This is a genomic window from Laspinema olomoucense D3b, from assembly GCF_025370785.1.
Classification (GTDB): domain Bacteria; phylum Cyanobacteriota; class Cyanobacteriia; order Cyanobacteriales; family Laspinemataceae; genus Laspinema; species Laspinema olomoucense.
Genome location: NZ_JAMXFA010000014.1, coordinates 131,308 through 156,430, shown reverse-complemented (window position 1 = coordinate 156,430; position 25,123 = coordinate 131,308). Strand labels below are relative to the sequence as shown.

The window sequence follows — 25,123 nt, the reverse complement described above, 5'->3', positions numbered from 1 at the left end:
TTGGGGTTGCCCCCTTCTTTTCATCCCTGCCAGTCATCCCTGAGTGTTGCTACTCATTTCGACTGAACGAATCGCACTGATAAAACAACTTCATGGCATGGTTCCTCAATGGGGAAAAGCCTGGGAAAAAATTAGCCCGCATTGGCGGGCTTTGTTTTGATAGCGACATCCTGACGGGATATCAGCTTTTTTCAGGCAGTTGCTTACAATCGGACCGACTGTAGATGACTGCGGGGGTTGTAGTGACGGGCGTTGCGAATCTTTTCGTAGAGTTCCTTTTCCGTAGAATTGAGGTCCTTGGGGGGGGCGATCGCAATTCTAACCAACTGATCCGTGCGATCGCCCTTCGCCGTCTTCCATCCTTTGCCTCGCAGTCGCAGAGTTTGTCCGGATCGAATTCCTGCCGGAACATTCATTTTCACCGTTCCATCGGGAGTGGGAATCTCAATAGTTGCCCCCAATACCGCCTCATCCGGGGCAACGGGGACCTCACAGACGAGATTATCTCCCTCAAACTGGAAAAACGAGTGAGGTTGGATTTCCACCTTTAGATACAAATCCCCCCGTTGTTGGTTGTAGGAATTCACCAAACCCTTGCCACGAACTCGAATCCGGGTCCCTGGTTTGGCCCCTGCGGGAATCCGGACATCGATCGCCTCCGTCCCCAAATTTAAGCGTTTTTGGGTCCCTTGGAACGCCTCAGAAAGCGTCAGGGTAATACTACTTTCCCGGTCCGCAGAGGTTCCACCCGCAGGGCGATCGGCTCCAAACCCTGTAGTAAAATCCTCAAACCCGCTAAACCCAGTCGTTGAAGTCGAACGAGGATTGCGATAATTGTAATTGGCTCCTCCCGGACGAGCGCGACCCGCCCCAGGTCCCCCAACGCGACCGAGCAACGCATTGATAAAATCATCAAAGCTGGAGAATTGGCTAAAATCGAACCCGCCAAAATCCACATTCGCACCACCGGGGGGCCATCCCGCGCCTGCGGCACCATCCGCTTGTCGCCAATATTGTCCGAACTGGTCGTATTTTTTGCGCTTGTCTGAGTCACCCAGCACTTCATACGCTTCGGAAACTTCCTTAAACTTAGCTTCAGCCTGAGCGTTTCCCGGATTCATATCCGGATGATATTTGCGAGCAAGTTTACGAAAAGCCTTCTTAATTTCATCAACACTTGCGGTTTTACTGACTCCTAGAATTGCGTAGTAGTCCTTGAAGTCGGTCGCAGCCATTAAAATTCCTCCTATACCGATAAAGATTTAGTCTATAGTTTTTTTTCTGGAAGCAGCCGAGGCGATCGGAGCTCCTAATCTAGGGTATCTAAATTTAAGCACCCCTTCAGTTCGGTTCTTACTCTGGGGTCCTAACGCAATTTCCGTACTCTGTTCAATATCACGACTGTAGTTTCCCCTACTCGGTGTCTCAACTTCAGTTTTCTGATATGCAACGTCACGACGGAGGTCGTTATCCGCTGTCTAAAGTCCCGACTACAGTCATTCCCCTGGGTTTGTAGTAACGACCTCAGTCCTGACAGGGAACTCCAGAAGATATAGCCTTGAACATAGTTATAAGCTCCCTTCTTTTGGAATGCGGTATTGAAGTCGGTGCGTAATGCCCTTACATTTGGCTCGCCCCATTTCCTAGGGAGCAAAATGCGGTCAATATCTGGATTTCATCAGTCCCCGAGTTGCTATAACGCCTTTTTTATTTGAGCAGTAATGGCGGAATGGTGCGCCATTACTGCTTTGGAAAAAGCGGGAAATTAAATCCCTTTAAATCACCGTTCCATCAGAAATGATCGCATTTTTCAGGACTACCACAATGCCATTGCGGATATAGAACCCATCACTTTCGCGATTAGCCTCTTCCACATTGTCTTTATTGATAATTTGTACCTTGCGACCGATGCGGGCATTTTTATCAACGATCGCCCGACGAATCGTCGTATTCGAGCCAATTCCCAAGGGAACCCCGCCTTTTTGAGAACCGGATTGGCGTTCGGCAAAGGGTTCGTAGAAGTCAGAACCCATAATTAAACTATCCTGAATCAAACAGCCAGCTTCAATGCGCGCTCGCACCCCTAAAACTGAATGTTCAATTCGACATTCCTTGAGAATACAACCTTCCCCAATAATCGACTCTGTGACATGAGCATCTAACAACTTAGTCGGCGGTAAATACCGGGGACGAGTGTAAATGGGTGCTTTTTCATCATAGAAGCTAAAGGGTGGGTGAGGTTGCTTCGTTAAGGCCAAATTAGCATCGTAGAACGATTCCATCGTTCCGATATCTTCCCAGTACCCTTTAAACAAATATGCCTGAACATTATACTCGCTTGAGGAAGCGGGAATAATTTCCTTCCCAAAATCCGTGCGATCGGTAGATTCCCGGAGCAGTTTCGCCATTACATCTTTATTAAAGACATAAATCCCCATTGAGGCAATGTAAGGCGTTTTTTGAGCTTCTTCAGGGGTTAAGCCCAAAGCAGTTGTATCTACCGCCATTTGGCGCAAAGCATCTCCCTTGGGCTTTTCGCTAAAGGAAACCACGCGGCCATTGTCATCAATCTTCATCAGACCAAAATCTGAAGCCCGTTTCTCATCAATCGGCAATACCGAGAGGGTAATATCGGCATTGGTTTCGCGATGGCGTTGCAAAAAGTCCCGATAGTCCATGCGATAGAGATGGTCCCCGGACAAAATCAAATATTGATCAATATCCCATTCTTCAAACAGCCACAGATATTTGCGAACCGCATCGGCAGTCCCCTGGAACCAACTGGTCGGATTTTCCGCCGTTTGCTGGGCCGCGAGGACCTCTACAAATCCCTCGCTAAAGCCCGAGAAATTGTAGGCACGAGCGAGGTGGCGGTTTAAAGATGCCGAGTTGAACTGAGTTAGAACGTAGATTTTGAGAATGTCAGAGTTAATACAGTTACTCACGGGAATATCAATCAGGCGATATTTCCCGGCCAGTGGCACGGCTGGTTTGGCCCGCATCTTGGTTAATGGGTAGAGACGGGTGCCAGCGCCTCCTCCAAGAATAATGGCTAAGACTTTTTTCACGAAAAACCTCTCAACAGCGTCACGCGGTCAGCCGTGAGCACTCAGCCGGTCGCCTCCGAGTCGTTCGTCTTGAATCAGCGGCCACTCTAAACAGAAAGCAGAGCTGTCAAAAGCAAAACCCGGGGACTCGGTACTTGCACCCAGGTGCAAGCATAGCCGATAGCTGATGGCTGACGGCTGCTCTTTTACAAGTTAAGTGTCTGATTGTGTGGAACCATTGACAAGGGGGGGAGGAGGTGAGTTTGCCAGGGAATCAGGATGGCCAAGGCAAAAGCACAGAGGGCAAGCGGTCACCAAACCCTTACCCCCTCTGGGTTTCTGCTTCAAAAATCGGGTTTTCTAGCTTTGCCAACCCATCGGAAGTAGAGAAAACATCAGCCGATCTAGAGATTTGCAATCCCCCTTTAGGCCATCATAACTACAGATCAGGCACAGCACCCCCTGACCTGAGCGGGATAGGTCTTTTACTAAAAATGGCATAACCCTTAACTGGCCAATTTTTCAGGCTGCGGAGTTGGAGGGCCCTCCCCCAAAGACCCAAGAGGGGTCCGCAGAGGGCTTCTGGTGTCAACATCCCCGCACCTGTTCTCTCATAATGGAAGATGGGGAAGCTCAATCCAAATTCTTTTCCTGTGAGCACAGAGGGATTCTGGATGAGGATGACATCCTAGAGATTCACCCCATTTCACGCATAACTATTGAGCAAAGGACAAATCATGCTGCTATCGAAAGGCTTTGAAGTGGAAATTTATACCGGGACGCCCCAGGGAGATATTGTAGGACTCTCGGATAAAATTGTGACGGCTCTCCCGCGCTTTATGCGGGAGCCAGATAACCGAAATGTGGAATATACGACTCCGCCCCTGTTTCGGTACGAGCAGTTGTTATGTGAACTGGTACAGCCTCGGCGGATCCTGCGGGAGTATCTCCAGACGGTGGGGAATTACACGTTAATTCCGGGTAGTAGCCTCTCTTTGGGTAGGACCGACCAGTTTTATCGATCGGACCCTCATAACCCCTATCACGGGTTTATCGAGAATACCTACGGGACGAAAGTGGTAACGGCGAGTGTTCACATTAATGTGGGAATCGAGGATCCGGATTTGCTGATGCGTGCTTGTCGGTTAATTAACCTGGAGGCGCCGTTGTATTTGGCCCTGAGTGCGGCCTCTCCGTTCCTCGATGGGGAAGTAACGGGGTATCACTCTACACGCTGGCATCTGTTCCCGAAAGTACCGGCAAGGGCCCCGTTGTTTGAAAATCACGCTCATTTTATCCGGTGGACGGAGCAACAGTTAGAGACTGGGGTGTTTCAAAATGTTCGGCATTTCTGGAGTTCGGTGCGTCCCAATGGCGATCGCCGTCCTTACACCCTTAATCGCCTAGAATTGCGCATCTGTGAATTAGTCTCGGACCCGATCGCCTTACTGGCTATTTCTGCGTTCCTAGAGGCACGTCTGTGGCAGTTGATTGAAAATCCCCACCTCGACCCCTTGGAACTGAGCTTGTTACCGGCACAAACCCGCGCTGATGACCTCATTTCCCTCACCGATGCTAATGAGTCTGCGGTCGCTCACCGCAGTTTAGAAGCCCAATTGCGGCACTGGCAAGACGGGAGAACGATTTTGGCCCGAGATTGGATTGAGCAACTCTATGAGGAGGTTTTGCCGACGGCGAAGAAACATGGATTTAGCTGTTTTCTGTCTCCCCTGAAAAAAATTCTGCGCGAAGGTAATGAGGCGCAACGGTGGTTACAGTCTGTGGACCAGGGGCTGGACCCTCGCCAAGTGATTCAAGGGGCGATCGCCTCGATGAAGGACCAAGAGGCGGAATTGGAAGATAAACTCTGCCAGCCTTGGGTTGCCTGATGAACTCCGGTGAGTCCATCAGAATATCTAATCAATGGGGTTGCAGGCTGGATGATTAAAAATTTCTATCATTGAACCCGGTTTCTGGTTAAATGGTACCCGGATAGCCTCGGATCGGAAACCCGATCGCCTTGGATACCGAGTTGGATAGAGAAACGGTAAGCGCTCCATGCCTCAAGTTGTCTTAGTTAATCCCCAAATTCCTCCGAATACGGGCAATATTGCCCGCACCTGTGCGGCGACGGGGACGCCGCTACATTTAGTTGGTCCCTTGGGATTTGACACTAGCGATCGCTATCTCAAACGGGCAGGACTGGATTATTGGCCCTATGTCGATGTTCATTACCATGAGGATTTAGCGGCGTTTCGCGAGTTTCACCGCCAGGGTGGAGGTCGTCAACTGGGGTTTAGCGCCCGAGGGTCTGATAATTACATTGAGTTTGAATTTCAACCCAATGATTGGTTATTGTTTGGGTCGGAAACCACGGGGTTATCGCCCGAACTCCTGCAGGAGTGCGATCGCACCCTTTATATTCCCATGACTCATCCCAAGGTGCGTAGTCTGAATCTGTCCGTCAGTGCCGCATTGGGTCTATTTGAAGCTCTGCGCCAATTGGGTCAACTCCACTAACTAGACTAGGATTTCCGTGGAGGATTCAATCCCACAAAGGGACAAGCAACCGGGTTTCACCGCCTGGATTTGCTGCTAATTGCAACAAATTTTCACCCGAAACCCGGTTTGTCTCCCCTGTCCTCTATCCTCGGACTGATTTTCTGTGGGGGCAAAATGCCTCACCCCATCCGGCATTTAATTTACGCAAAGGATAAGAAATTCATATATAACTATCCCCAGGCGATCGCCTTTCCTCCATAGAATTTCATCATTCAATTTTAAAGGCCCGATTTCCCCACAATCCTTGCTCGGTGGGCTTAAAGCGCCAAATTCCTGGAAAAATAGAGCAGGCAGAAGGGAGAGAATCAACACCGGGATCATCCCGGGAATACGGTTGTGCTTTAGAGTTAAATCTGCTTAAAGTCTCATCTGAAGGATTGAGGGAAAACACCTCAAGCCAAACTTGGTACATCTACTTAAATCGGGAGTCGGGTAAATTCTAGTCTGGGTCAAGTTCTCTTAAATCAGGAAAAAACCCGGACGGTGGCAAGAGTTACGGTATCTGTAAAGCGACTAGAGAGCGAGTTTTTTCCCTGATCCCCGGTGCGAATTGAGGGGCCTAAAAGGGTTCTAAACGGAGCTACAGGGTCATTCAAGCAGATTCGTAGCGATTGAAACAGGGATTGCCGTCTGAATGCCTTATAATCACCAAACAGCCGCTTATTTCTGAATCCTGGGGCTTGCCTCCAACCATTCAGGGCAGAACGGAACGCGAAAGCGAAGAAGTTAATTTAGCCTGAAAGAAGCGCTGGATAAAGGAATATAAATTGCCCGTTAACATTTTGTGAACACTACCAACTTGTCGAAAACAGAAAATCAGGGTAATCTTGCCTAAGTAACATTCTGTTGTCAGTGACTTCGGTCTCGCAGTGATGTGATCTGCATCATAGACTGTTGGTAAATTCATTGACTCAAAAGACAGTTAAGCACTGGTCGTTAGGAGGTCGTTTTTTTGAAACGAGCATTTCCGCAGAAGGTAAAACCTGTTCCATCCTGTGCCGCCGATAGCAATCGGACGGTCGGAGAGATTAGACAGGTACTCGCTGGCCCCCGTAAGGTTCGTACCTCGGCAGCCATGATTGGACTTGCAATTTCGATGGGGGCGTCTAGCATATTGCTGCCTCAACAAGGCGAAGGTGCTGGAGCATCAGAGCCACCGATCGCAGCAGATACATCTGCTACGGATCCCGGTTCTTGGTCCACCCTGGAGGCAGAAACAGCTTCCACAGAAGACACAGGAACCCAGATGGCAGAACAAACGCTAGAGGCGTCTGCTGTTGAACCCCAAGTTCAGGAAGAAGCAACTCCCTGGACCCTCACGGAAAAGGGTCCGGTACCCACACAGGTCGCCTCTAATCCAGGCGATCGCGGCGAAGCCGAAGGAACCGGGGAAGCCAACTCAACCCTTCCATACCCACAGGAATTGGCTCGCGAAGGGAACCCTGCTGGCGCAAGTTTTAGCTGGCAAATAGACGAAATCCTGTCGGAGTCCGGGGTTTCCAACGAAGGATTGGTTCAGTCCGGTGAAAACCGTCTGGATCCAAGTCCGGCGGAGTTGTGGGGTGAGGAGTCGGTCAGTTCAGTTGTTGAATCATCCCTGGGAATGTCCCAGGAGTCGGACGGCCCCGGGCCGGAAATGGCTCCTTATGGATTATATCCCCAGGTCGAAGGTCAAGAGTCCACAGAAGGGACTGTGGTTGACGCCCTCTCCGTGGAGGATAGAGCAACCGAACCCTTACTCGGTGGCATAAGGCCCGAGGGGGAAGCTAGACCATCTCAGGTGAATTCCGAACGAACTTCCCCAGGTTGGCAATCCTATTTGGAAGAAAATTCTACCGGGAACGCCGGGGAAATTACCCAACCGGCCAGAACGGAAGTGAACTCCGGTGAGACCTCTGGATTGGTCCCCTTAGTGACCCCCGAACTGGAGACCCGTCAGGAATCAGTACAGCCTGAGTTATCTAGCCTCCAGGAGGCAGAAAAGGACGACGCCACCGGGTTAAACCTGGCTGAACCGGATATGAGTGGGGCGATCGCCATTCCGGCGGTAGAAAGTGCACCCGCATCGCGCATCTATCAAGTCAGTTTCGGAGATACCCTGGATGCGATCGCCCTGCGCAATGGCGTCTCGGCACAAAAAATCGTTGAAGCTAATAGCCTCAACGATCCAGACTTACTAGAAGTCAATCAGACCATTAAAATTCCGTTGAGTCCAACGGAACCGGGACCTACCTCCATCGCCGGGGACCCTAGTTCCCTAACCCGCGATGAAGGAAGCGATCGCTCCGCATCAGCAAAAAGTGATGTCGTTGCTTTACCTAAACCAATCACAACGGACACCACCTTTTCACTGACTGCCCCAAGTAAACCATCAGAAGCGATCGCCTCGATTCCGGAAACCGTCGTCTCGGTGATTGCTCAATCTCCAGAAAGCTCATCAGACTTGATGACTCGCGAGGGTTCCATCAGCGAAGAGAGCCTCCCCGGGACCACCCCCCAATCCCTAGTTGCTCAAGCGGCTCCCTCCGTGGAAACCGAAGCCGATGAAAGTGACCATATTGATGGGTTAAGGGCCGACATTCTCAAACTGCGCCAAAAGTACCGGGAACAAGAAGCCCTTGGCCAACACTCCCAAATTGAGGCAGTAGAGACAACATCTCCAGGGGAAAACGAGACCTCCGCCCAGGCGGAAAACTCTCCCCGAGTTCAACCGGAACTTTCCGCCCAGGCGGATGACAGCAGCTCGTTCCCTGAGTCCCTCCAGGCTCATGCGATCGAACCCGTGGCGATCGAAAATCGTTACGTTGATAGTTTACGAGCCGAAATCGAAAAACTTCGCGAAAAATACAAAACTGAAAACCTCAGTTTAGAAGCGACAGGGGAATCCGTCCCAGCGACCCTCCCCAATACCGTGGCTGTTCGGACAACTTCCACTGCCCCCTCTGGGCCTTCAGAACGGATCAATCCCCAGTTCAACCCACAGCCGAACGAAACCTTAGAAGACGCCCCCAGCGCACAGGAAACCCAGAAAGAACAGATCCTCGCGGTAGCGCCCGTTGGATCTGAAGTCTATGCACCCCTGATGCAGCCTGCGGTGGGACAGATCGTCTCTCCGGAGTTGCCCCCCTTAAAAACTCCTGATACCTATCTACCCAATAGTCAGCCCACCTTTAATGGCTATATTTGGCCCGCTCATGGCGTGTTCACTTCTGGCTATGGCTGGCGCTGGGGTCGGATGCACAAGGGGATTGATATCGCCGGACCCATCGGCACCCCGATTTATGCCGCCGCCCCAGGCGTAGTTATCACCGCTGGTTGGAACTCCGGTGGTTATGGAAATCTGGTGGAAATCGAGCATCCTGATGGCAGTATTACCCTCTACGCCCACAATCACCGGATTATGGTGCAAGAAGGACAGCAAGTGGAACAAGGTCAACAAGTTGCTGAAATGGGAAGCACCGGCTTCAGCACTGGACCCCACCTGCACTTTGAAATCCATACGGCTGCACAAGGTGCAGTCAATCCGATGGCACTGCTACCTCCAGAATAAATCAGCGATTTATTCTTCGCGGGGGGGTTCGGAATTGAATCCGACTTCCCCCTCTGTTAATTTAGCCCGTATGATTGCGGGCTTTTTTATTGGGGAGGATGGGGAGGACCGCCATCGAGATAGGGGAGATAGGGGAGATAGGGGAGATAGGGGAGATAGGGGAGATAGGGGAGATAGGGGAGATGGGGGAGATGGGGGAGATAGGGGAGATGGGGTAGATGGGGGAGATGGGGTAGAGAGGAACTCGTATCATGGCTCTGCCGTGATACGCACATCTTGCGGCTCTGCCGCCTGAGTGCTTCCCGACTGGAGGCAGAGCCTCCAAATTGCGTGACTCGGCACAGCCAAGTCACGAGGAATCTCCTAATATCCTCCCCATCCTCCCCATCTCCCCCACCTCCCCCATCTCCCCCACCTCCCCCACCTCCCCCACCTCCCCCATCTCCCCCACCTCCCCCACCTCCCCCACCTCCCCCACCTCCCCCATCTCCCCCACCTCCCCATCCTCCCCACCTCCCCCATCTCCCCAATACCTCGATTACCGGAACAGGAACTCGGCGAGTTGTAAAACCAGCGAGGAACCGAATGGTTGAGAATTGCCCAATTCGGGGTTAAATAATTGAAGCTCTTTCGCGATTTGTGAAGATTTGTGTCTGACCTAAAAAAACCCGCTCGTTCTCTAGCTGGAATTGCCGGTCTGGTGGCGATCGCCACCTTGATCAGTAAAGTCTTTGGTTTAGTGCGTCAACAAGCGATCGCCGCTGCATTTGGAGTCGGTCCCGCCTTTGATGCCTATAACTATGCTTATGTGATCCCCGGTTTTTTGCTGATTTTACTCGGGGGCATCAATGGACCCTTCCATAGCGCGATCGTCAGCGTCCTGGCTAAGCGGAAACCGGAAGAAGCAGCCCCCCTCGTGGAAACCATCACTACCCTCGTGGGTGGATTGCTGCTGATTGTCTCCGGGGTTTTAGTCCTGTTTGCAGAACCGTTAATGGGTTTAGTCGCACCAGGTTTGAACATTTCAGCGGCAGAAGCAGGGGCCCAGGGCCTTTCTACCCCAGAATTTGAAACCGTGCAACTGACCCATGCGATCGCCATCCAACAATTTCGGATTATGGCCCCCCTCGCCCTCCTTGCTGGATTGATTGGCGTTGGATTCGGAACCCTCAATGCCGCTGACCACTATTGGATTCCCTCCATCAGTCCCCTCTTTTCCAGTGTGGCGCTCATCGGTGCATTAGGCATCTTCGTCCTACAAGCAGGCCAGGATATTGGCCTTCCCGAATATGCCATGACAGGTGGGATGGTGTTAGCTTGGGGAACCCTTGCCGGGGCGATTCTCCAGTGGGTGGTGCAAGTGGTGACCCAGTGGCGCAGCGGCTTAGGGACCTTGCGTCTGCGGTTTGAGTTTAATCGTCCGGGGGTCAAAGAGGTGATGAAGGTCATGGGACCGGCTACCTTCTCCTCGGGAATGCTCCAAATTAATGTCTATACAGACTTGTTTTTCGCGTCTTACATTCCGCAAGCTGCGGCGGCTTTGGGTTATGCCGGACTGCTGGTGCAGACGCCCTTGGGGATTGTTTCTAATATGCTGTTAGTGCCGCTATTGCCGGTATTTTCCCGATTAGCTGACCCCAATGACTGGCCGCAACTGAAACAGCGGATTCGCCAGGGGTTGATGCTGACGGGGCTAACAATGTTACCTCTAGGAGCATTTACCATCGCTTTGTCGGTGGCGATCGTGCGAGTCATTTATGAACGCGGGGCCTTTGACCAAGCGGCTTCGGCATTTGTCTCCCCGATGCTGATGGCTTATGGGATTGGGATGTTTGTCTATTTGGGACGGGATGTGCTGGTCCGGGTGTTTTATGCTTTGGGAGATGGGGACACCCCATTTCGGGTCAGTATTGTGAGTATTTTTTTGAATGCCGTCCTGGATTTCTTTATGGTGAGAGCATTTGGCGCACCGGGTTTGGTTCTAGCAACGGTAGGGGTGAATATTATTTCCATGCTGGCGCTGTTGATTTTGCTCGATCGCAAGCTGAATGGATTGCCCTTAGCCGAATGGAGTAAACCGATCGCCTTGTTAACTGGGGCAAGTGCCGTAGCCGGTGTGGTCAGTTGGTTCATTCTCCAAAGCTGCGATCGCTTCTTTGAAGGCACTGGATTATTGATTTATCTCGCGGAATTGGGTCTATCTAGCTTGGGTGGATTGCTGGTATTTGTGGCGATCATCACGCAAATTCAATTACCCGAAGTAGATATATTTATGCAGCGCATCCGTCAACGCTTTGGGCGATAAACCGAAGCCGAACTCTGGATTTTGATTGCATTAATAGCCCGCTTGAGCGGGCTATTTTCATGGGGAACAATTCCACAGGAGGCATCGGGTTTAATAGAGGTTTTGTTCCGCTTGTTGGAAATAAAAGGCGATCGTTCCGCCTAGAAATATCACACCAGTAAAAATTAAAACCGTCCCGATCGCACTAGCTTGTCCCAATCCCACTTGAATCATCTGCCAGTTAATCAAGAAAAATAGCCAGATAATTTGCACCTTCATCCATCCAAACAGTTCGCGCACCAGTCCTAACAGTCGGTCCCCTTGGTCCTCGGGTATCGGGAACGGACTCTCTAACAGTTGCGGCAATAACGGGGAAAGGGTTAAAACCAGATAAATACAAGTTCCCATGCTGGGTAATAGCCAGAGAATCGGTTTGGAACCCCAGTTATCCGGTTGTCCAGTGATGCCAAAATGAATGGGGATAGTCTCGGGAAGGTTTCCCCAGGATTGGAGAATCGCCAGAAAAGTGCAGAGAATCCCGGCTAAAGCGGCAATTTCTAAAGCCAGTTCCAAGGGCGATCGCACGATTGCTCCTAACAGACTTTCCGTGTTTTTGTTTTTATTCATAAGCGTTTTTAAGCCAAGGTGATACCTATTGTTTTCTATCTTAGCGAATTACCTCGGAACCGGCTAACGTCTTTTGGGGTAAATAGGTCACCCTGTTTGCATCGGCTTACCCTAGACTGAGATTCGGCCCATTCATCACAATCATAACCGCTCTCAATTTTTTATTTGTACGGAAATCTCCATATCCCCCTTACCCTTCCCTCCGACCCTCTCATGGCATTTTAGTTTTACGATTTTAAAGTAACAATGCTGACAAAAAATCGATAATTTTGTAGTAAAAACAACAAACTTGTTTCCTGAAAATTGTGGCCAGTAGATAGCCCCTTCTAAATCATTAGAACAATAGAATGGACACCGGGGGAGCCTCGGGCGCGCTTTCAGTCGTCGGGAGCTTTCCCGCTGCCACTCGAAAAAAGTGTCTAATTCATTTAGACAACGGCTGCCAGAGACGCTAGAACTGCTCTTATCAAGAATTCTTAACCCTAAAAAAAGGCCAATGGTACTCCACCGTGAAGGAGACAGGTACTATTAGGGCATCGGATCATAATCCAGCTCACAATCTAACCCCTATAAAGCAAGTCCATGTTAGATAACCTTGATCTCAAACTTTCCCTGGATAAAAACACATATCACGAACAGATCGAAGCCCTGATGCAACAGATTCGAGAGCTACAACAAGCCTGCTGGGAAAAAAAACTACCCTCCATCTTCGTGTTAGAAGGTTGGACGGCTGCGGGGAAAGGGTCTCTGGTCAAAAAAATGGTGGGTTATATGGACCCCCGGGGATTTCAAGTGCATCCAATATGGCCCCCCAATGAAGAAGCACGGCAACACCATTTTTTGTGGCGGTTTTGGCAGAAACTGCCAGCGCGGGGCAGTATGGGCATTTTCTATCACAGTTGGTATATTCGGATGTTAGAAGATCGGTTATTTGGCCGGATCACCGATGCTGAAGTCCCCACTGTGATTCGACAAATCAATGCCTTTGAGCGGCAGATGGTGGATGATGGAGTGGCGATCGCCAAATTCTGGATTCACATCAGCGAAAAAGAACTGAAGCGACGGCTGAAAAAATCCGCAGCAGACCCCCTCACCGCTTGGCGAGTTCGTCCCGAAGACTGGCAGCAAGCCAAAAAATACGACACCTACAGCGCCTTAGCCGAAGACATGGTGATTCAAACCAGTACCGGACCCGCGCCCTGGACCCTCGTGGAAGGAGACGATCAGCAGTGGGCAAGGGTAAAAGTGCTGGCAACAATGGCAACCACCCTCACCGAAGCCCTCGATCGCCTTCACTATCAGCTACCCGTGCCGGTTTTGCCCGCCCAAGAACAACTCCAACCCACAGAACCGGATTTTCTCGCCCAAATCGATCTAAGTGTGAGCTTAGATAAACAGGACTATAAAAAACAACTGCGCAAAGAACAAGTAGAACTCACGAAACTACAACTGGAGATTCACGAACAAGAAATCCCCGTCCTCGTGTTATTTGAAGGATGGGACGCTGCTGGAAAAGGGGGAGCCATCAAACGCTTGACCGACGTCCTCGACCCCCGCAGTTATGCCGTGAATGCCTTTGCCGCCCCCAGCACGGAAGAATTAGGCCATCATTACCTCTGGCGGTTCTGGCGACGATTACCGCTCCCTGGAAGCATTGGCATTTTTGATCGCAGTTGGTATGGTCGAGTGTTAGTCGAACGCATTGAAGGATTTGCCAGCGAACCGGAATGGCGCAGAGCCTATCGAGAAATTAATGAATTTGAAGAACAACTCACCAGTTCCGGTTATGCCGTGGTCAAATTCTGGCTGCATATTAGCCCGGAAGAACAACTCAAGCGATTCAACGAACGCAGCAACAATCGGTTTAAGGAACATAAGCTCACCCCGGAAGACTGGCGCAATCGGGAGCAGTGGTCACTTTATAATGTGGCAGTGAATCAGATGATTCAGCGGACCAGTACCCCCTCGGCACCTTGGACGGTGATCCCGGGGAATGATAAATATTATGCCCGAGTCAAAGTGATCCAAACCGTGATTCAGGCGATCGAGACTGAAATCAAACGTCGCAAATAATTTGAGCCACCTTCGGTCCCTCCTCCTGGCGAACGGGAGGGGGGCCAAAGTTGTAGCTGACAGGGCTTAATAAAGGGTCTTTAGGGTCATCGGCGGTGAAAAAGCTGCACTGTCGGAGGCGATCGCCGCACCATACTGCTGCATCGCCCCTTCTACATCATGGAAACTGCGAAATTCTGCACCGTCGTAAGTCGCGCCCGAAAAATTGGCATCCCTCAGATCCGCATCTGTAAAATCCGTCCGGGTCAAATTTGTAGAATTTAACCGAGCTTGATTTAATAACGCAGAACTTAAATCCGCTCCCGTTAAATTCGCTCCCGTTAAATTCACCCCGCGCAGCTTGGCATCACTAAAATTTGTAAACCTCAGATTGGCCCCGGCGAGATTAGCCCCACTGAGCTTTGCCTCACTCAAATTCACCCCATCGAGATCCACCCCTGTCAAATCCACCCCATTCAAAAAAGCGCCACTGAGATTCACCCCCGTCAATTGCACTCCATCCAAGAGCGCACCGCTCAACCGCGCACCACTGAGATTAGCCCATTTCAAATTGGCCCCAGTCAGGTTCGCACCGCGCAGGTTAACCCCTTGGAGATTGGCCCCACATAAATTGGCCTCTCGCAAATTTGCCCCCCGCAGATTGGCGCTGATCAGATTTGCCCCACTCAATTTGGCCTGATTCAACTGGGCCTTGACCAGAAAGGAACCCTGTAGATCCGCTTTCGTCAGATTTGCCTCGGTTAATCGGGCGTCACTGAGTTTGGCAAAATTAAGATTAGATCGATTGAGGGCAGCGCGCGTTAGATTGGATTTAGTTAAAAACGAGCGAGCGAAATTCACGCCTTCGAGATAGGCACCGGTGAGGTTAACCCCAATTAGGGTCACCCCCACCAATTGAGCCCCACGCAAGTCTAAACCCGAAAAGTCTCTAATTCCCTGGTCGTAAAGGGTCAGCCAATGATTAATATTCATTATGGGTGCTATTTGTATCAACCCAGCACTTTGGAGGAACTGAGGATTTCAATTTTAATTGCTCAACTTCTATCAAGTATGGCGCGGTATCGAAGGATTAATCGAGGATTTTTTATTAATCTTTGTAACACTTTCCTCCCTTCGATTGGATGACTCTTAATGAGTTTAGAGAAAACAAGGAACCCGGGCGGTTAACTGCCGAGGACAGACCTTTGAGGGGTCTGCCACTCTGCCTCCAAGGGAAGACCGAGCATCCGGGAGTCGGCTTTCTCTCGGGTCTAAATTCAATCTTACTGCGGTTGACCTTCAGAAAAATTTAAGAAACTCATAGATTTGTCAACAAAAATGTAACAAACGAGAATAACTCCGAATAAATACTTAAATTTCCAGGCGATCGCCAGGTTTACCCTAGACTTAAACCCGAGTTTCCCCAGAGTTCATTGTTTTGAGTGAACTACAGCCGTAGGAGCATACAGAAGATGATTCGATCGCCCGCTAACTTGCACCTTGAGGACGTCCAGCAATGTTTCTAGTCATAACCCAGCTTCTCCTGTGGGTGGTTGTCGCTCTCCTGATCTGGTATGTGCTCCTCCAGCTTATTCCTCGGGAATATCTAACCTGGCTCGGGGGCGCAATCCTCTTAAGTATTATCATCTTGGCGTTTTTCTTTCCCACCGAGCAGGGGGTTGCCACCTTGTGGTACATTCTCTCGTTTCCCCTGCGACCCTTGGGATTGTGCATCGTCCTCTTATGCACGGCTACCCAGAGACCCAAACAACGACAGCCTCTAGTTTGTGCCGCCCTCGTTCTCTTGGTTCTCTGTAGCGTTCCTTGGCTGGCTCAACAGTATCAGTATTGGCTAATTCGCTCTAATTTCCCCATCGCCTCAGTTTGTCCAGCCCAGGGAAACCTCAATCTCGTCCCCGTTGTAGGCCGTCCTGAAGCCATCGTCCTCTTATCCTCGGGGATTTCCCAGCCTTCTTTGCCCTATCAGCCCGAATTGATAGAAGCAAATATGAGCGACCTGATCGTCACCACGGTTCGTCAGTACCAACTTCAGCAACAGGTGGGCCACTCCCCTCGGGTGATTATCGCCGCTCGACCTCAACCTTTTCCCTGGCAAGGGGTTAGTGCTCCTTGGTATTCGGCTAACTCCACAGATATCCTCGAAGCTAACATCATTAGAAGCCTATTAATCGCCCAAGGTGTTTCTCCTACTCATATTTTTGTTTTAAATAAGGTGGAAAATGTCCGGCAAAGTGCCGTAGCCGTTGGAGAACTCCTCCCTAGACGGGCTAACCGAAACCCTCGGGTGATCGTCGTCGCCTCGGTTTTACACTTACCCAGGGCCAGCCTAGCTTTTCAAGGTCTTGATTTGGAAGTCATCCCACGATCGCCTAGTTTGTATCCGGAAATCTGTGCTTTAGACCAAGTTCGCACAGGCATTTATGACATCATCCCCAATGCCTCCAGCTTGGCCCTCACCAGCCGAGTCGTTGAGGAATTCTACACCTTGATGTACTATTTCCTACGCGGTTGGGTGGAACCTTGTGCTCGCTGCTTGTCTAAATAAATGGGGAGAGTTATCCTGGTAACTTGGCACAGCCAAGTTACCAGAATAACTACACCCCATCCCCCCATCTTCCCCATCCTCCCCATCTTCCCCATCTCCCCCATCTCCCCCATCTCCCCCATCCCCCCATCTCCCCATCTCCCCGATCGCCCTCTACACTAAAAGAGGGGTAAAACAAATCAATTTGACATGGCTCGCTCAAAACTTCAAAAACTGGCCTCTTATATGCGTCCCCACTGGCAGAATGCCTTAGTGGGGGTTGTGGCCCTATTTATCGTCAACGCTTTAGGGGTGTACATTCCCCTGCTGATTCGCAATACAGTGGATGAACTCGAAGTCACTTTTAGCTTCGATCGCATTCTGTACTTTGTGGGCATCATTCTCCTCCTAGCCTCCCTGATGTGGGTGATTCGGGTCGTCTCCCGGATGTATCTGTTTGGGGTGGGACGTCAGGTGGAGTTTGACCTCAAACAAGGCATTTTTCAGCACGTCCTAACCCTGGAACCGGCCTATTTTGCCCTAAACCCACCAGGAGATTTAATTAACCGCGCCACCTCGGATGTGGACAATATCCGACGTCTGCTGGGATTTGCAGTGTTGAGTGTGGTGAATACGATTTTTGCTTATGGATTGACCCTGCCGGTGATGTTGGCGATTAATGTCAGGTTAAGCCTGTTGGCTGTGGCGGTCTATCCGTTTATGCTGATGATTGTGCAGTTATTTAGCGATCGCCTCCGCACTCAGCAGTTGGAAGTCCAAGAGCAACTTTCGGGACTCAGTGACTTGATTCAAGAGGATATGAGCGGGATTTCCTTGATTAAAATCTACGCTCAGGAAGAAAACGAACGCCTTGCTTTCCGCCAACTTAATCAGCAATATCTACGAGCCAATCTCAAATTAGCCCAAACCCGCAGTGTTCTGTTTCCCGTGTTAGGGGGATTAGCCAGTTTAAGCTTACTGGTTTTATTGACTTTTGGTGCCGGGGCGATCGCTGATGGGGTAATTTCCGTGGGGGATTTCATCGCCCTGTTATTGTATGTCGAACGTCTAGTATTTCCCACCGCCCTCCTCGGATTTACCATTACGGCGTATCAACGGGGAGAAGTGAGTATCGATCGCATCGAGTCCATTTTTGAAGCGAAACCGAAAATCCAAGATACACCGGAGGCGATCGCGCTAACAGCACCCGCTCAAGGTCATTTGAGGGCCAATCACCTCACCTACAGCTATCCCGAGGCTCAAATTCCCGCCCTGAATGCTTTGAGCTTTGAGATTACCTCCGGTGAGACGGTGGCGATCGTCGGTCCCATTGGTTCGGGGAAATCCACCCTCGCCAATGCCATCCCCCGCTTACTGGATATTGGTTCTGGACAACTCTATCTTGATGGTAAAGATATCACCACCCTCAAATTAGAAACCCTCCGGGGGAATATCGCTTACGTTCCCCAGGAAAGCTTTTTGTTTAGCACATCTATCCGGAACAACATCCGCTATGGGAAACCCCTCGCCGAGGACCCGGAAATCATCGAAACAGCCAAACAAGCCCAAATTCACCCGGAAATTCTCAATTTTCCTCAACAGTACGAGACATTGGTGGGGGAACGGGGGATTACTCTTTCTGGAGGACAACGCCAGCGCATGGCCCTCGCTAGAGCGCTGTTGATGGATGCGCCGGTACTGATTTTAGATGATGCTCTCTCTAGTGTGGATAATCAAACGGCAACGGATATTCTCCAAAATCTGTCCTCGGGGACGCAGCGCAAAACGGTGTTGTTTATCTCCCATCAAATGTCGGCTGCTGCCTCTGCCGATCGCATTTTTGTCATGGATCGCGGGGCGATCGTCCAAGTCGGCACCCACACTGAGTTAGTCGAACAACCGGGTTTGTATCAGCAACTGTGGAATCAGCAAAAGCTAGAGGCACTCTTGCACTAAGCTGGGAAAGCGGTAACAAGAAAGCCTTTAAACCCGCATCTTCAAGCTGGAATCTAGCCCTTTGTGCTTCTAATTTCTCTCGGGGATCGGTGTTCTGATTCCCGTGCAGTCCCGATTCCCTAAAACCTGGGTCTGGGTATTCTTTGCAGTCCTTTTGGAATGAATTAACATGGAAACGGAAAAATTTATCACCATTGATGACGAAACAATTTCACTCCGGCAAGCCTTAGGGTATCTGCGGACCAGTGGCGATTTGCAACAGTTTATTATGAAGATTCTACGCCAGCACGTCATCGAAGAAGAGTTGCAAAGCCAAGCTGATTTGGAAATTGATGCCTCCCTCTTAGAACAGGCAATCATTAACTTTCGCCTCCAAAATCAACTGGTGCAATCGGACCGCTTTGACCAATGGCTACAAAGTCAAAGCCTAACTTATGGAACTTTTCGCAATCAGTTCGCCGCTGGGTTAAAAATTGAGGAAATCAAAACCAAAGTCACCGCTGAACAACTGGAAGACTATTTTGAGAAAAATCAGCAAGCCTTTGAGCAGGTTGTACTCTCCCGAATTGTAGTAGAACAGTATGATAAAGCCGTAGAACTCAAAACTCAAATCGAACAAGCAGGAGCGAGTTTTGAAGCCTTAGCAAAAGAGCATTCCATCGCCGGAGAACGGGCCTATAATGGGATGATGGGAGCGATTTTGTTTAGTCAACTTCCCCCCGCTATTCGGGATGCAATTTCCCGGGCTCAACCGGGAGATATTGTCGGTCCACTGGAATTGGAAGGTCGCTACAGCTTATTGCGCCTGGAACAACGGATTCCGGCTACCTTAGAGGGACAACTCAAACGCCAACTTCAAGAGCAATTATTTGAACAGTGGTGGCAAGGCAAACTGCAAAATAAAAACGTCAAGTTGCAGGTTGAGTAAGTCAGGGAATTAAGACGGAGCAGACTTTTATTTCCCGAGGAAAAGAGGCTGGGTTTCTCACAAAAATGTAGGCTAATCAGCAGAATTTTTGTTAAGAAACCCAGTTTGTGTTCTTGTTACACTGATTTAACTGTTTCCAGCGTGAGCGAGGCCCTCTCATTCCTTTATTGAATTGGCTCTTCTTTGGGTTCAGGGTAGAATCAAAGACTGCACAGATTATTTTTGTTTAATCACTAATAGGGTAATATCATCATACACTTTTTGAGTGCCAATATAACCCATTAAGTCATCAATAATTCTTTCTCGCATCTCGTGGGCGCTTAAGTTCCAGGAAGCGCTCACCACTTCACACAGGCGTTCTAATCCATACTGAACCCCATTGATATCTTCCGCTTCGGTAATTCCATCGGTATAAAGCACCACCCCATCTCCGGGATTTAACTGAAACTCAGTATGATTTAAGAAGTCTCCAATATCTGGCTCCAGACCAACATACAAGCCTAAATCGAGTGTATCAATTCGCTCAATTTCACCTCCAGCCCGAACGATAATGGCTTCTTCATGTTGTCCACTAATCTTTAACTCTCCCTGGTGGTAATCCAGAATCGCCAAGGTCATATTTTTATTAATATTCATCCGCTCGACATTTTTATAAATGGCGCGGTTGATAATTTCTAAAAAGCGGATGGGGTCGTTTTCTTCACTTTCCAACAAAGTACGGACCGCCATCTGCGCCATAATCATCAACATCCCACTTTCTAACCCATGTCCGGTAACATCTCCAATGGCAAATTTTACGCCCCCTTCGTGAAAGAGTACATCATAATAATCGCCGCCGACTTCCTCCGCTGGTTCCATAAACCCGGAGATTTCTAAATCGGGAATTTGCTGCAATTCACGCTCTTTCGGCAAGACCATTTTTTGCAGCTTGCGAGTGACATCCAGTTCCGCACTCATGCGAAGGTTTTCGGCTTTCAGGCGTTCGTTCAGCAAGGTAATTTCCTGATTAGCTTCGGCGAGTTGGGCGGTTCGTTCTTCCACCTTTGTTTCTAAGTTTTGATAGAGTTGAGCATTTTCAATTGAGATGGCAGCTTGGGCGGAAACAACGTTTAAGAGTTCCAAACGATCGGGGGTAAAGGCTTCAGAGGTGAGATTGTTTTCTAGGTAAAGGATGCCAACTAAAGTACCCCGATTGACAATCGGGCTACATAAAACGGATTTGGGTTGCTGTTCTATAATGTAGGCATCGGAGGCAAACATTTCAGAGGTTGTGGCATCATTTAAAACTACGGATTGTTGAGTGCGGGCCACATACTGAATGATAGAGTGAGGGAGTTGTTGGCTTTGATGAACCGGGATGGATTGCAAGACTTCAATTTCGCTATCCATTGTCCCTGACCCTTCTATCATGAGTTGCTGATGATCCGATAAAATCAAAAATCCTTGTTGCGCTCCGGCATTTTCTAGGGTAATTTTGATTAATTGAGTCAGGAGTTTATCAAGATGAATTTCGCTGGCGATCGCCTGAGATGCTTTCATGATGGTAGCGAAATCTAGGACTTCCCCCCTTTGGCTATCGGTGGAGGTTAGAGTGACTGTGGTTTGCAGTTCCCCCGATGCCTTGCGCGATCGCTGCGCCAAAATAGCCGGATACTGTTGCACCAACTGTTCCACCTTCCGCGTCGCCCCCCAAAGCTGATATTTATAGTGAGATTTTTTTAGATAAACAGCAGCAAAGTCTTCTTTTCCTTTGTTCCACCAAAATTTACCGGCAAGTTCATGAGCAATGGCTTCATGGTGAATAAATTCCTGTTCACTTGCCTGGGTAATTGCGCGATCGTACAGTTCCATTGCCTCTAAATCTTCTCCCAAAATCCGAGCGATTTCTGCCGAGACTAAGAGGAACTTATGCTGGAAAGTTTCGGGGCAATTTTCAGCCCATATTTTCATTTGGGTTTGGTTGGTTTCAAGTTGCTGCAAGTAGAGGGCTGAGTCTGAACTGGATGCGGGGGGATAGAGTGCCGCTAAGGTTAGGGAGTGATAAAAATTATAGTCGGCTACAATAATATTCCCGGTAATTGTGGGAAGGAGCTGGGCAATATCCGGGGCTAAATTTATAGCTTCAGCAAATGCTCCATATAAATAAAGAATGGCAAACTTGACAATTTTATAATAGCAAATTCCCTGCCAGCTTTGATGCTCTTGAGAGCTTGATAAATAGGCTGATTCGGAAATTTCATCCACCTCAAAGGTGAATTCATCAGTTGTATGGCCCAGCAGGTTAGCGAGGCCGATTTTGAACCCTAAAATATTATCCGTCGCCCATTGATTTTGGGTTTCTTGGGTCACCGCCAAAAAATTACTGAGCTCCGTCCAGGCGTCGGGGAGATGAGTCCCTCGACAAAATAACCGAATCGCTTGGAACTGAAGAATATAGCCAATGTATTGAAACTCTCCCGATAGCCACCCGGTCTTATATCCCTCACTCAACAAGGAATCTGAAGCTTTTAAAGGTTTAACCCAGGGATAAATCAATCCGCCCACGACGGTGTAATTCTTGCACTTTAACGCCGGATCATTGAACTGTTCAGAAAGGTCCACAGCTAGAGTTCCAAACTCCTCGCCTAAGCGATAGTTGCCAAAGCAACACATCAAAAATCCATAGGTGGAGTATCCCTGGGCTGACTCCCGGGAATGACCATGTTTCAAGGAGGTTTGAACAATTTTGGCAACAATAATCGAATATAACTCTAAATTAATAATATAACTGACTGCTAGAAGATTAACAAGTAATTGAATGGCAATGATCTGGTCTGGATCGGCCATTTGGGGTTGCTGAATCAGGGAGGCAATCTCCCGATCGCCTAGTTCCTTTTCAATTGTACCCACTTCCAACATTAAGGCGGATTGAAAATCGCTTTGAGGTAAATCAATTCCCAGCAGTTGTAAGGCTTTGCGCCCCGCTTCAATTCCTTCAGCATATTTAAACTGGAGGGTGTACTGGACGATCGCCAGGTTGTAGATTTTTGCTTTTTCTAAATCCGTATGCGATCGCGCCAGGACCAAGGTAATTAATTCCTCAGCCGCCTCAAAATTTCCCTTGAGATACTCCACCTCTGCCCATTGCTTATGCAGGGCTAAGGATAAATCATAGTGTGCCGTCCAACACCCTTCCGGTAAATAGCTGACGCCAAACTGCAAATATTCCCAAGCGGCTGCATAAGCTGTTGATTCTTTGGCTTTTTTCCCGGCTGATAAATTTAACTCAGCTAACTTAATCCGTTCCTCCGGTTCTGTGATCAACCCTTGACCCAGATTCAAATGATCGATGATTTCAAACAGATTTGCTCCCCATTCACCTTCCGGGGTGTTTTTCAGCAAACCTCGCCCAATTTTGAGATGGATAGCCCGTTGGCTTTCGGGGTCTAATAGGGTATAAGCGGCTTGCTGGATGCGATCGTGAACAAAGCGATAACAATTGGATAAATGGCTAACTTCTGTCTCGGCATCAATCCAGTTTAAATCCTCGCTTCGGGTAAAAATCAGCCCTAATTCCACGGCATCAAATAAATGATGGGCAATAGCTGAAGGGGTACTTTCATCCAGGAGGGAGAGGGTTAATAAATCAAATTGATTACCAATACAAGCCGCCAATTTAACCAATTTCTGAGCCGCTTCTGGCAGGGATTGAATTTTAAGCACCATCAATTCAACCACGTTATTCGTGATTTTAGCAGATTTTATTTGGGTAAGGTCCCATTGCCAGCGGCGAGTGTTGACTTCAAAGCTCAGGAGATGATCGGCATAGAGTTTTTCAAGAAACTCCGTAATAAAAAATGGGTTTCCATTGGTTTTTTGTAAAACCAACTCCGATAAAGGGAGAACTTCTGAGGTTTCCCTTTTGAGTGCATCGGCAATTAATTCGCTAATATCAGCTAAACCCAAAGGAGTTAGAGAAATATGAGTCACCGATGCCCCACTTTCGCGGATTTCTGATAAAGTTAACATCAGAGGATCCGTGGCGCTGACTTCATTATCCCGGTAGCAGCCAATCAAGAGGAAATATTGGCTATCTGCTCGCGTCATGAGTTGGTGAATGATTTTTAAAGACGCAGCATCTGCCCATTGCAAATCATCTAAAAAAATGATGAGGGGATGTTCTTTTTGGGTAAAAACCTTGATGAAATTTTGAAAAACGAGGTTAAATCGATTTTGAGATTCCCTCGGAGGTAAGGGGCTAACCGGGGGCTGTGTGCCGATAATCAGTTCTAATTCCCCAATCAAATCAACCATAATCTGGGCGTTAACGCCTAACGCCTCGACTAATTGCGATCGCCACTGTTCAATCTGTTCAGGAGTTTCCGTTAATAACTGTCGAATTAGAGTTGCAAAAGCCTGGGCGATCGCCCCATAAGGAATATTTCGCTGGAGTTGGTCAAATTTACCTGAAATAAAGTATCCGCGCTCTTGGGTTAAAGGTTTATAAATTTCCCGGACTAAAGCCGATTTGCCAATTCCCGAATATCCGGAAATTAGCATCATTTCCTTTCCCCCATTCAACGCCGGGTCATTCAGGCGATCGCTGGCTTCTAGCAATAACTCAATTTCCGCCTCTCTGCCATAAAGTTTTTGAGGAATTTGAAATCGGCTAGAACTATCATGCTCCCCGAGGGTAAAGGGTTGAATACTTCCCGTTTCTTCCAGTTGATTCAAACAGTTTTGCAAATCTGAGGCAAGTCCCCAAGCACTTTGATATCGCTCCTCTGCAGTTTTAGCTAAGAGTTTCATCACCAAAGCAGAGACTGCTTCGGGAATTTCTGGATTAATCTGCCGAGGCGGAATCGGCTGCTTGGCAATATGACAATACACTAACTCCAAGGCATCCTGAGTCGGAAAAGGAAGCTGTTGGGTGAGTAATTCATAAAAAGTGACACCCAGAGAATAAAAATCTGTCCGATAATCGAGGGCTCGATTCATTCTCCCCGTTTGTTCTGGAGACATATAGGCCAAGGTCCCTTCGATAACATTGGGATTTTTAAAGGTGGGATTTTCTCGGGAAAACAGGGTAGAAATGCCAAAATCAATAATTTTAGCTTTCTCGGTTTGCCGATTATAAACAATATTCAAGGGATTCAGGTCTTTATGAATAATATTAGCCTGATGAATTTGTCCTAAAGTATCTGTGACCTGAATAGCAATGGACAAAAATAGCTTTAAATTACCTGAAATTTCTTCCCTACTTGATTTTAAACTTTCTCCCCCAAAGTCTTCAGAAATAATCAGCCAATGATTTTGATAATTTTCCAAGTGGTAAGATTTGACTACCCCTTCCACCTGGAGCAATTTTTTATTAATTTCATATTCTAGCTTGTAGCGGGCAATTTGCTCTAAACTGGGATACTCTGATTTGATAAATTTAAGAATGACCGATTGGTTATCTGACTCTTGTAGTCCTCGGTAAACAACGGTATTTTCACTGTTATAAATTTCCGAAAGATTGTGGTAACCGGGAATTTTCAACATAAGGGTTAATGGGATAAGGAATAAAGTTGTAAGATAGGAATGGGTTAAT

At 48.7% G+C, this 25,123-nt stretch carries 14 protein-coding genes; 8 read left to right on the top strand and 6 right to left on the bottom strand.

All coding sequences use genetic code 11. The features are described 5' to 3' along the window. Positions 1 to 203 precede the first annotated feature (203 nt). Positions 204 to 1,235, bottom strand: coding sequence for a DnaJ C-terminal domain-containing protein (locus NG792_RS12745; RefSeq protein WP_261235650.1), 1,032 nt, complete (start codon positions 1,233 to 1,235; stop codon positions 204 to 206). Between the two features lie 540 nt (positions 1,236 to 1,775). Further along, complete coding sequence (locus NG792_RS12740; RefSeq protein ID WP_261196963.1) at positions 1,776 to 3,068, bottom strand: glucose-1-phosphate adenylyltransferase; 1,293 nt, start codon at positions 3,066 to 3,068, stop codon at positions 1,776 to 1,778. Positions 3,069 to 3,784: 716 nt separating this feature from the next. Here NG792_RS12740 and gshA point away from each other — a divergent pair. The 3 genes from gshA to NG792_RS12725 all read left to right on the top strand — a co-directional run bounded on the left by gshA (position 3,785) and on the right by NG792_RS12725 (position 9,159). Beyond that, entirely contained in the window at positions 3,785 to 4,936 is a 1,152-nt protein-coding gene (gene gshA / locus NG792_RS12735; RefSeq protein WP_261196964.1) for a glutamate--cysteine ligase, read from the top strand. 169 nt (positions 4,937 to 5,105) lie between these two features. Beyond that, positions 5,106 to 5,567, top strand: coding sequence for a tRNA (cytidine(34)-2'-O)-methyltransferase (locus NG792_RS12730; protein WP_261196965.1), 462 nt, complete (start codon positions 5,106 to 5,108; stop codon positions 5,565 to 5,567). 994 nt (positions 5,568 to 6,561) lie between these two features. Beyond that, positions 6,562 to 9,159 (top strand): peptidoglycan DD-metalloendopeptidase family protein, encoded by a 2,598-nt coding sequence (locus NG792_RS12725; protein WP_261235649.1) that lies wholly within the window; start codon positions 6,562 to 6,564, stop codon positions 9,157 to 9,159. 86 nt (positions 9,160 to 9,245) lie between these two features. On the opposite strand, the gene NG792_RS12720 is transcribed toward NG792_RS12725, so the two are convergent. Next, a complete protein-coding gene (locus tag NG792_RS12720) occupies positions 9,246 to 9,512 on the bottom strand; it encodes a hypothetical protein (RefSeq protein WP_261235648.1) in 267 nt (88 codons plus the stop codon). Between the two features lie 296 nt (positions 9,513 to 9,808). Between NG792_RS12720 and murJ the strand changes: the two genes are divergently transcribed. Beyond that, on the top strand, positions 9,809 to 11,464 hold the full coding sequence (gene murJ, locus NG792_RS12715) for a murein biosynthesis integral membrane protein MurJ (protein ID WP_261235647.1): 1,656 nt from the start codon (positions 9,809 to 9,811) through the stop codon (positions 11,462 to 11,464). Positions 11,465 to 11,554: 90 nt separating this feature from the next. Here the strand turns inward: murJ and NG792_RS12710 are convergent, their stop codons facing one another. Further along, positions 11,555 to 12,070 carry a DUF1648 domain-containing protein gene (locus tag NG792_RS12710; protein WP_261235646.1) on the bottom strand — a complete coding sequence of 172 codons (516 nt, stop codon included), beginning with the start codon at positions 12,068 to 12,070 and terminating at the stop codon, positions 11,555 to 11,557. A gap of 582 nt (positions 12,071 to 12,652) precedes the next feature. Here NG792_RS12710 and pap point away from each other — a divergent pair. After that, a complete protein-coding gene (gene pap / locus NG792_RS12705) occupies positions 12,653 to 14,143 on the top strand; it encodes a polyphosphate:AMP phosphotransferase (protein ID WP_261235645.1) in 1,491 nt (496 codons plus the stop codon). A 66-nt stretch (positions 14,144 to 14,209) separates the two neighbouring features. Here the strand turns inward: pap and NG792_RS12700 are convergent, their stop codons facing one another. Further along, complete coding sequence (locus NG792_RS12700; RefSeq protein ID WP_261198028.1) at positions 14,210 to 15,115, bottom strand: pentapeptide repeat-containing protein; 906 nt, start codon at positions 15,113 to 15,115, stop codon at positions 14,210 to 14,212. 523 nt (positions 15,116 to 15,638) lie between these two features. Here NG792_RS12700 and NG792_RS12695 point away from each other — a divergent pair. The 3 genes from NG792_RS12695 to NG792_RS12685 all read left to right on the top strand — a co-directional run bounded on the left by NG792_RS12695 (position 15,639) and on the right by NG792_RS12685 (position 19,551). Beyond that, positions 15,639 to 16,688 (top strand): YdcF family protein, encoded by a 1,050-nt coding sequence (locus NG792_RS12695; RefSeq protein ID WP_261198027.1) that lies wholly within the window; start codon positions 15,639 to 15,641, stop codon positions 16,686 to 16,688. 189 nt (positions 16,689 to 16,877) lie between these two features. Beyond that, entirely contained in the window at positions 16,878 to 18,623 is a 1,746-nt protein-coding gene (locus tag NG792_RS12690) for an ABC transporter ATP-binding protein (RefSeq protein ID WP_261235644.1), read from the top strand. A gap of 169 nt (positions 18,624 to 18,792) precedes the next feature. Continuing rightward, a complete protein-coding gene (locus NG792_RS12685) occupies positions 18,793 to 19,551 on the top strand; it encodes a peptidylprolyl isomerase (RefSeq protein WP_261198024.1) in 759 nt (252 codons plus the stop codon). 216 nt (positions 19,552 to 19,767) lie between these two features. On the opposite strand, the gene NG792_RS12680 is transcribed toward NG792_RS12685, so the two are convergent. Beyond that, positions 19,768 to 25,074, bottom strand: a complete 5,307-nt coding sequence (locus NG792_RS12680) for an AAA family ATPase (RefSeq protein ID WP_261235643.1) — start codon at positions 25,072 to 25,074, stop codon at positions 19,768 to 19,770. Positions 25,075 to 25,123 lie beyond the last annotated feature (49 nt).

Coding starts and splice junctions, on each gene's coding strand:
- NG792_RS12745 (WP_261235650.1), bottom strand. CDS start 1,235: ATGGCTGCGACCGACTTCAAGGACTACTACGCAATTCTAGGAGTCAGT.
- gshA (WP_261196964.1), top strand. CDS start 3,785: ATGCTGCTATCGAAAGGCTTTGAAGTGGAAATTTATACCGGGACGCCC.
- NG792_RS12730 (WP_261196965.1), top strand. CDS start 5,106: ATGCCTCAAGTTGTCTTAGTTAATCCCCAAATTCCTCCGAATACGGGC.
- NG792_RS12710 (WP_261235646.1), bottom strand. CDS start 12,070: ATGAATAAAAACAAAAACACGGAAAGTCTGTTAGGAGCAATCGTGCGA.
- pap (WP_261235645.1), top strand. CDS start 12,653: ATGTTAGATAACCTTGATCTCAAACTTTCCCTGGATAAAAACACATAT.
- NG792_RS12700 (WP_261198028.1), bottom strand. CDS start 15,115: ATGAATATTAATCATTGGCTGACCCTTTACGACCAGGGAATTAGAGAC.
- NG792_RS12695 (WP_261198027.1), top strand. CDS start 15,639: ATGTTTCTAGTCATAACCCAGCTTCTCCTGTGGGTGGTTGTCGCTCTC.
- NG792_RS12690 (WP_261235644.1), top strand. CDS start 16,878: ATGGCTCGCTCAAAACTTCAAAAACTGGCCTCTTATATGCGTCCCCAC.
- NG792_RS12685 (WP_261198024.1), top strand. CDS start 18,793: ATGGAAACGGAAAAATTTATCACCATTGATGACGAAACAATTTCACTC.
- NG792_RS12680 (WP_261235643.1), bottom strand. CDS start 25,074: ATGTTGAAAATTCCCGGTTACCACAATCTTTCGGAAATTTATAACAGT.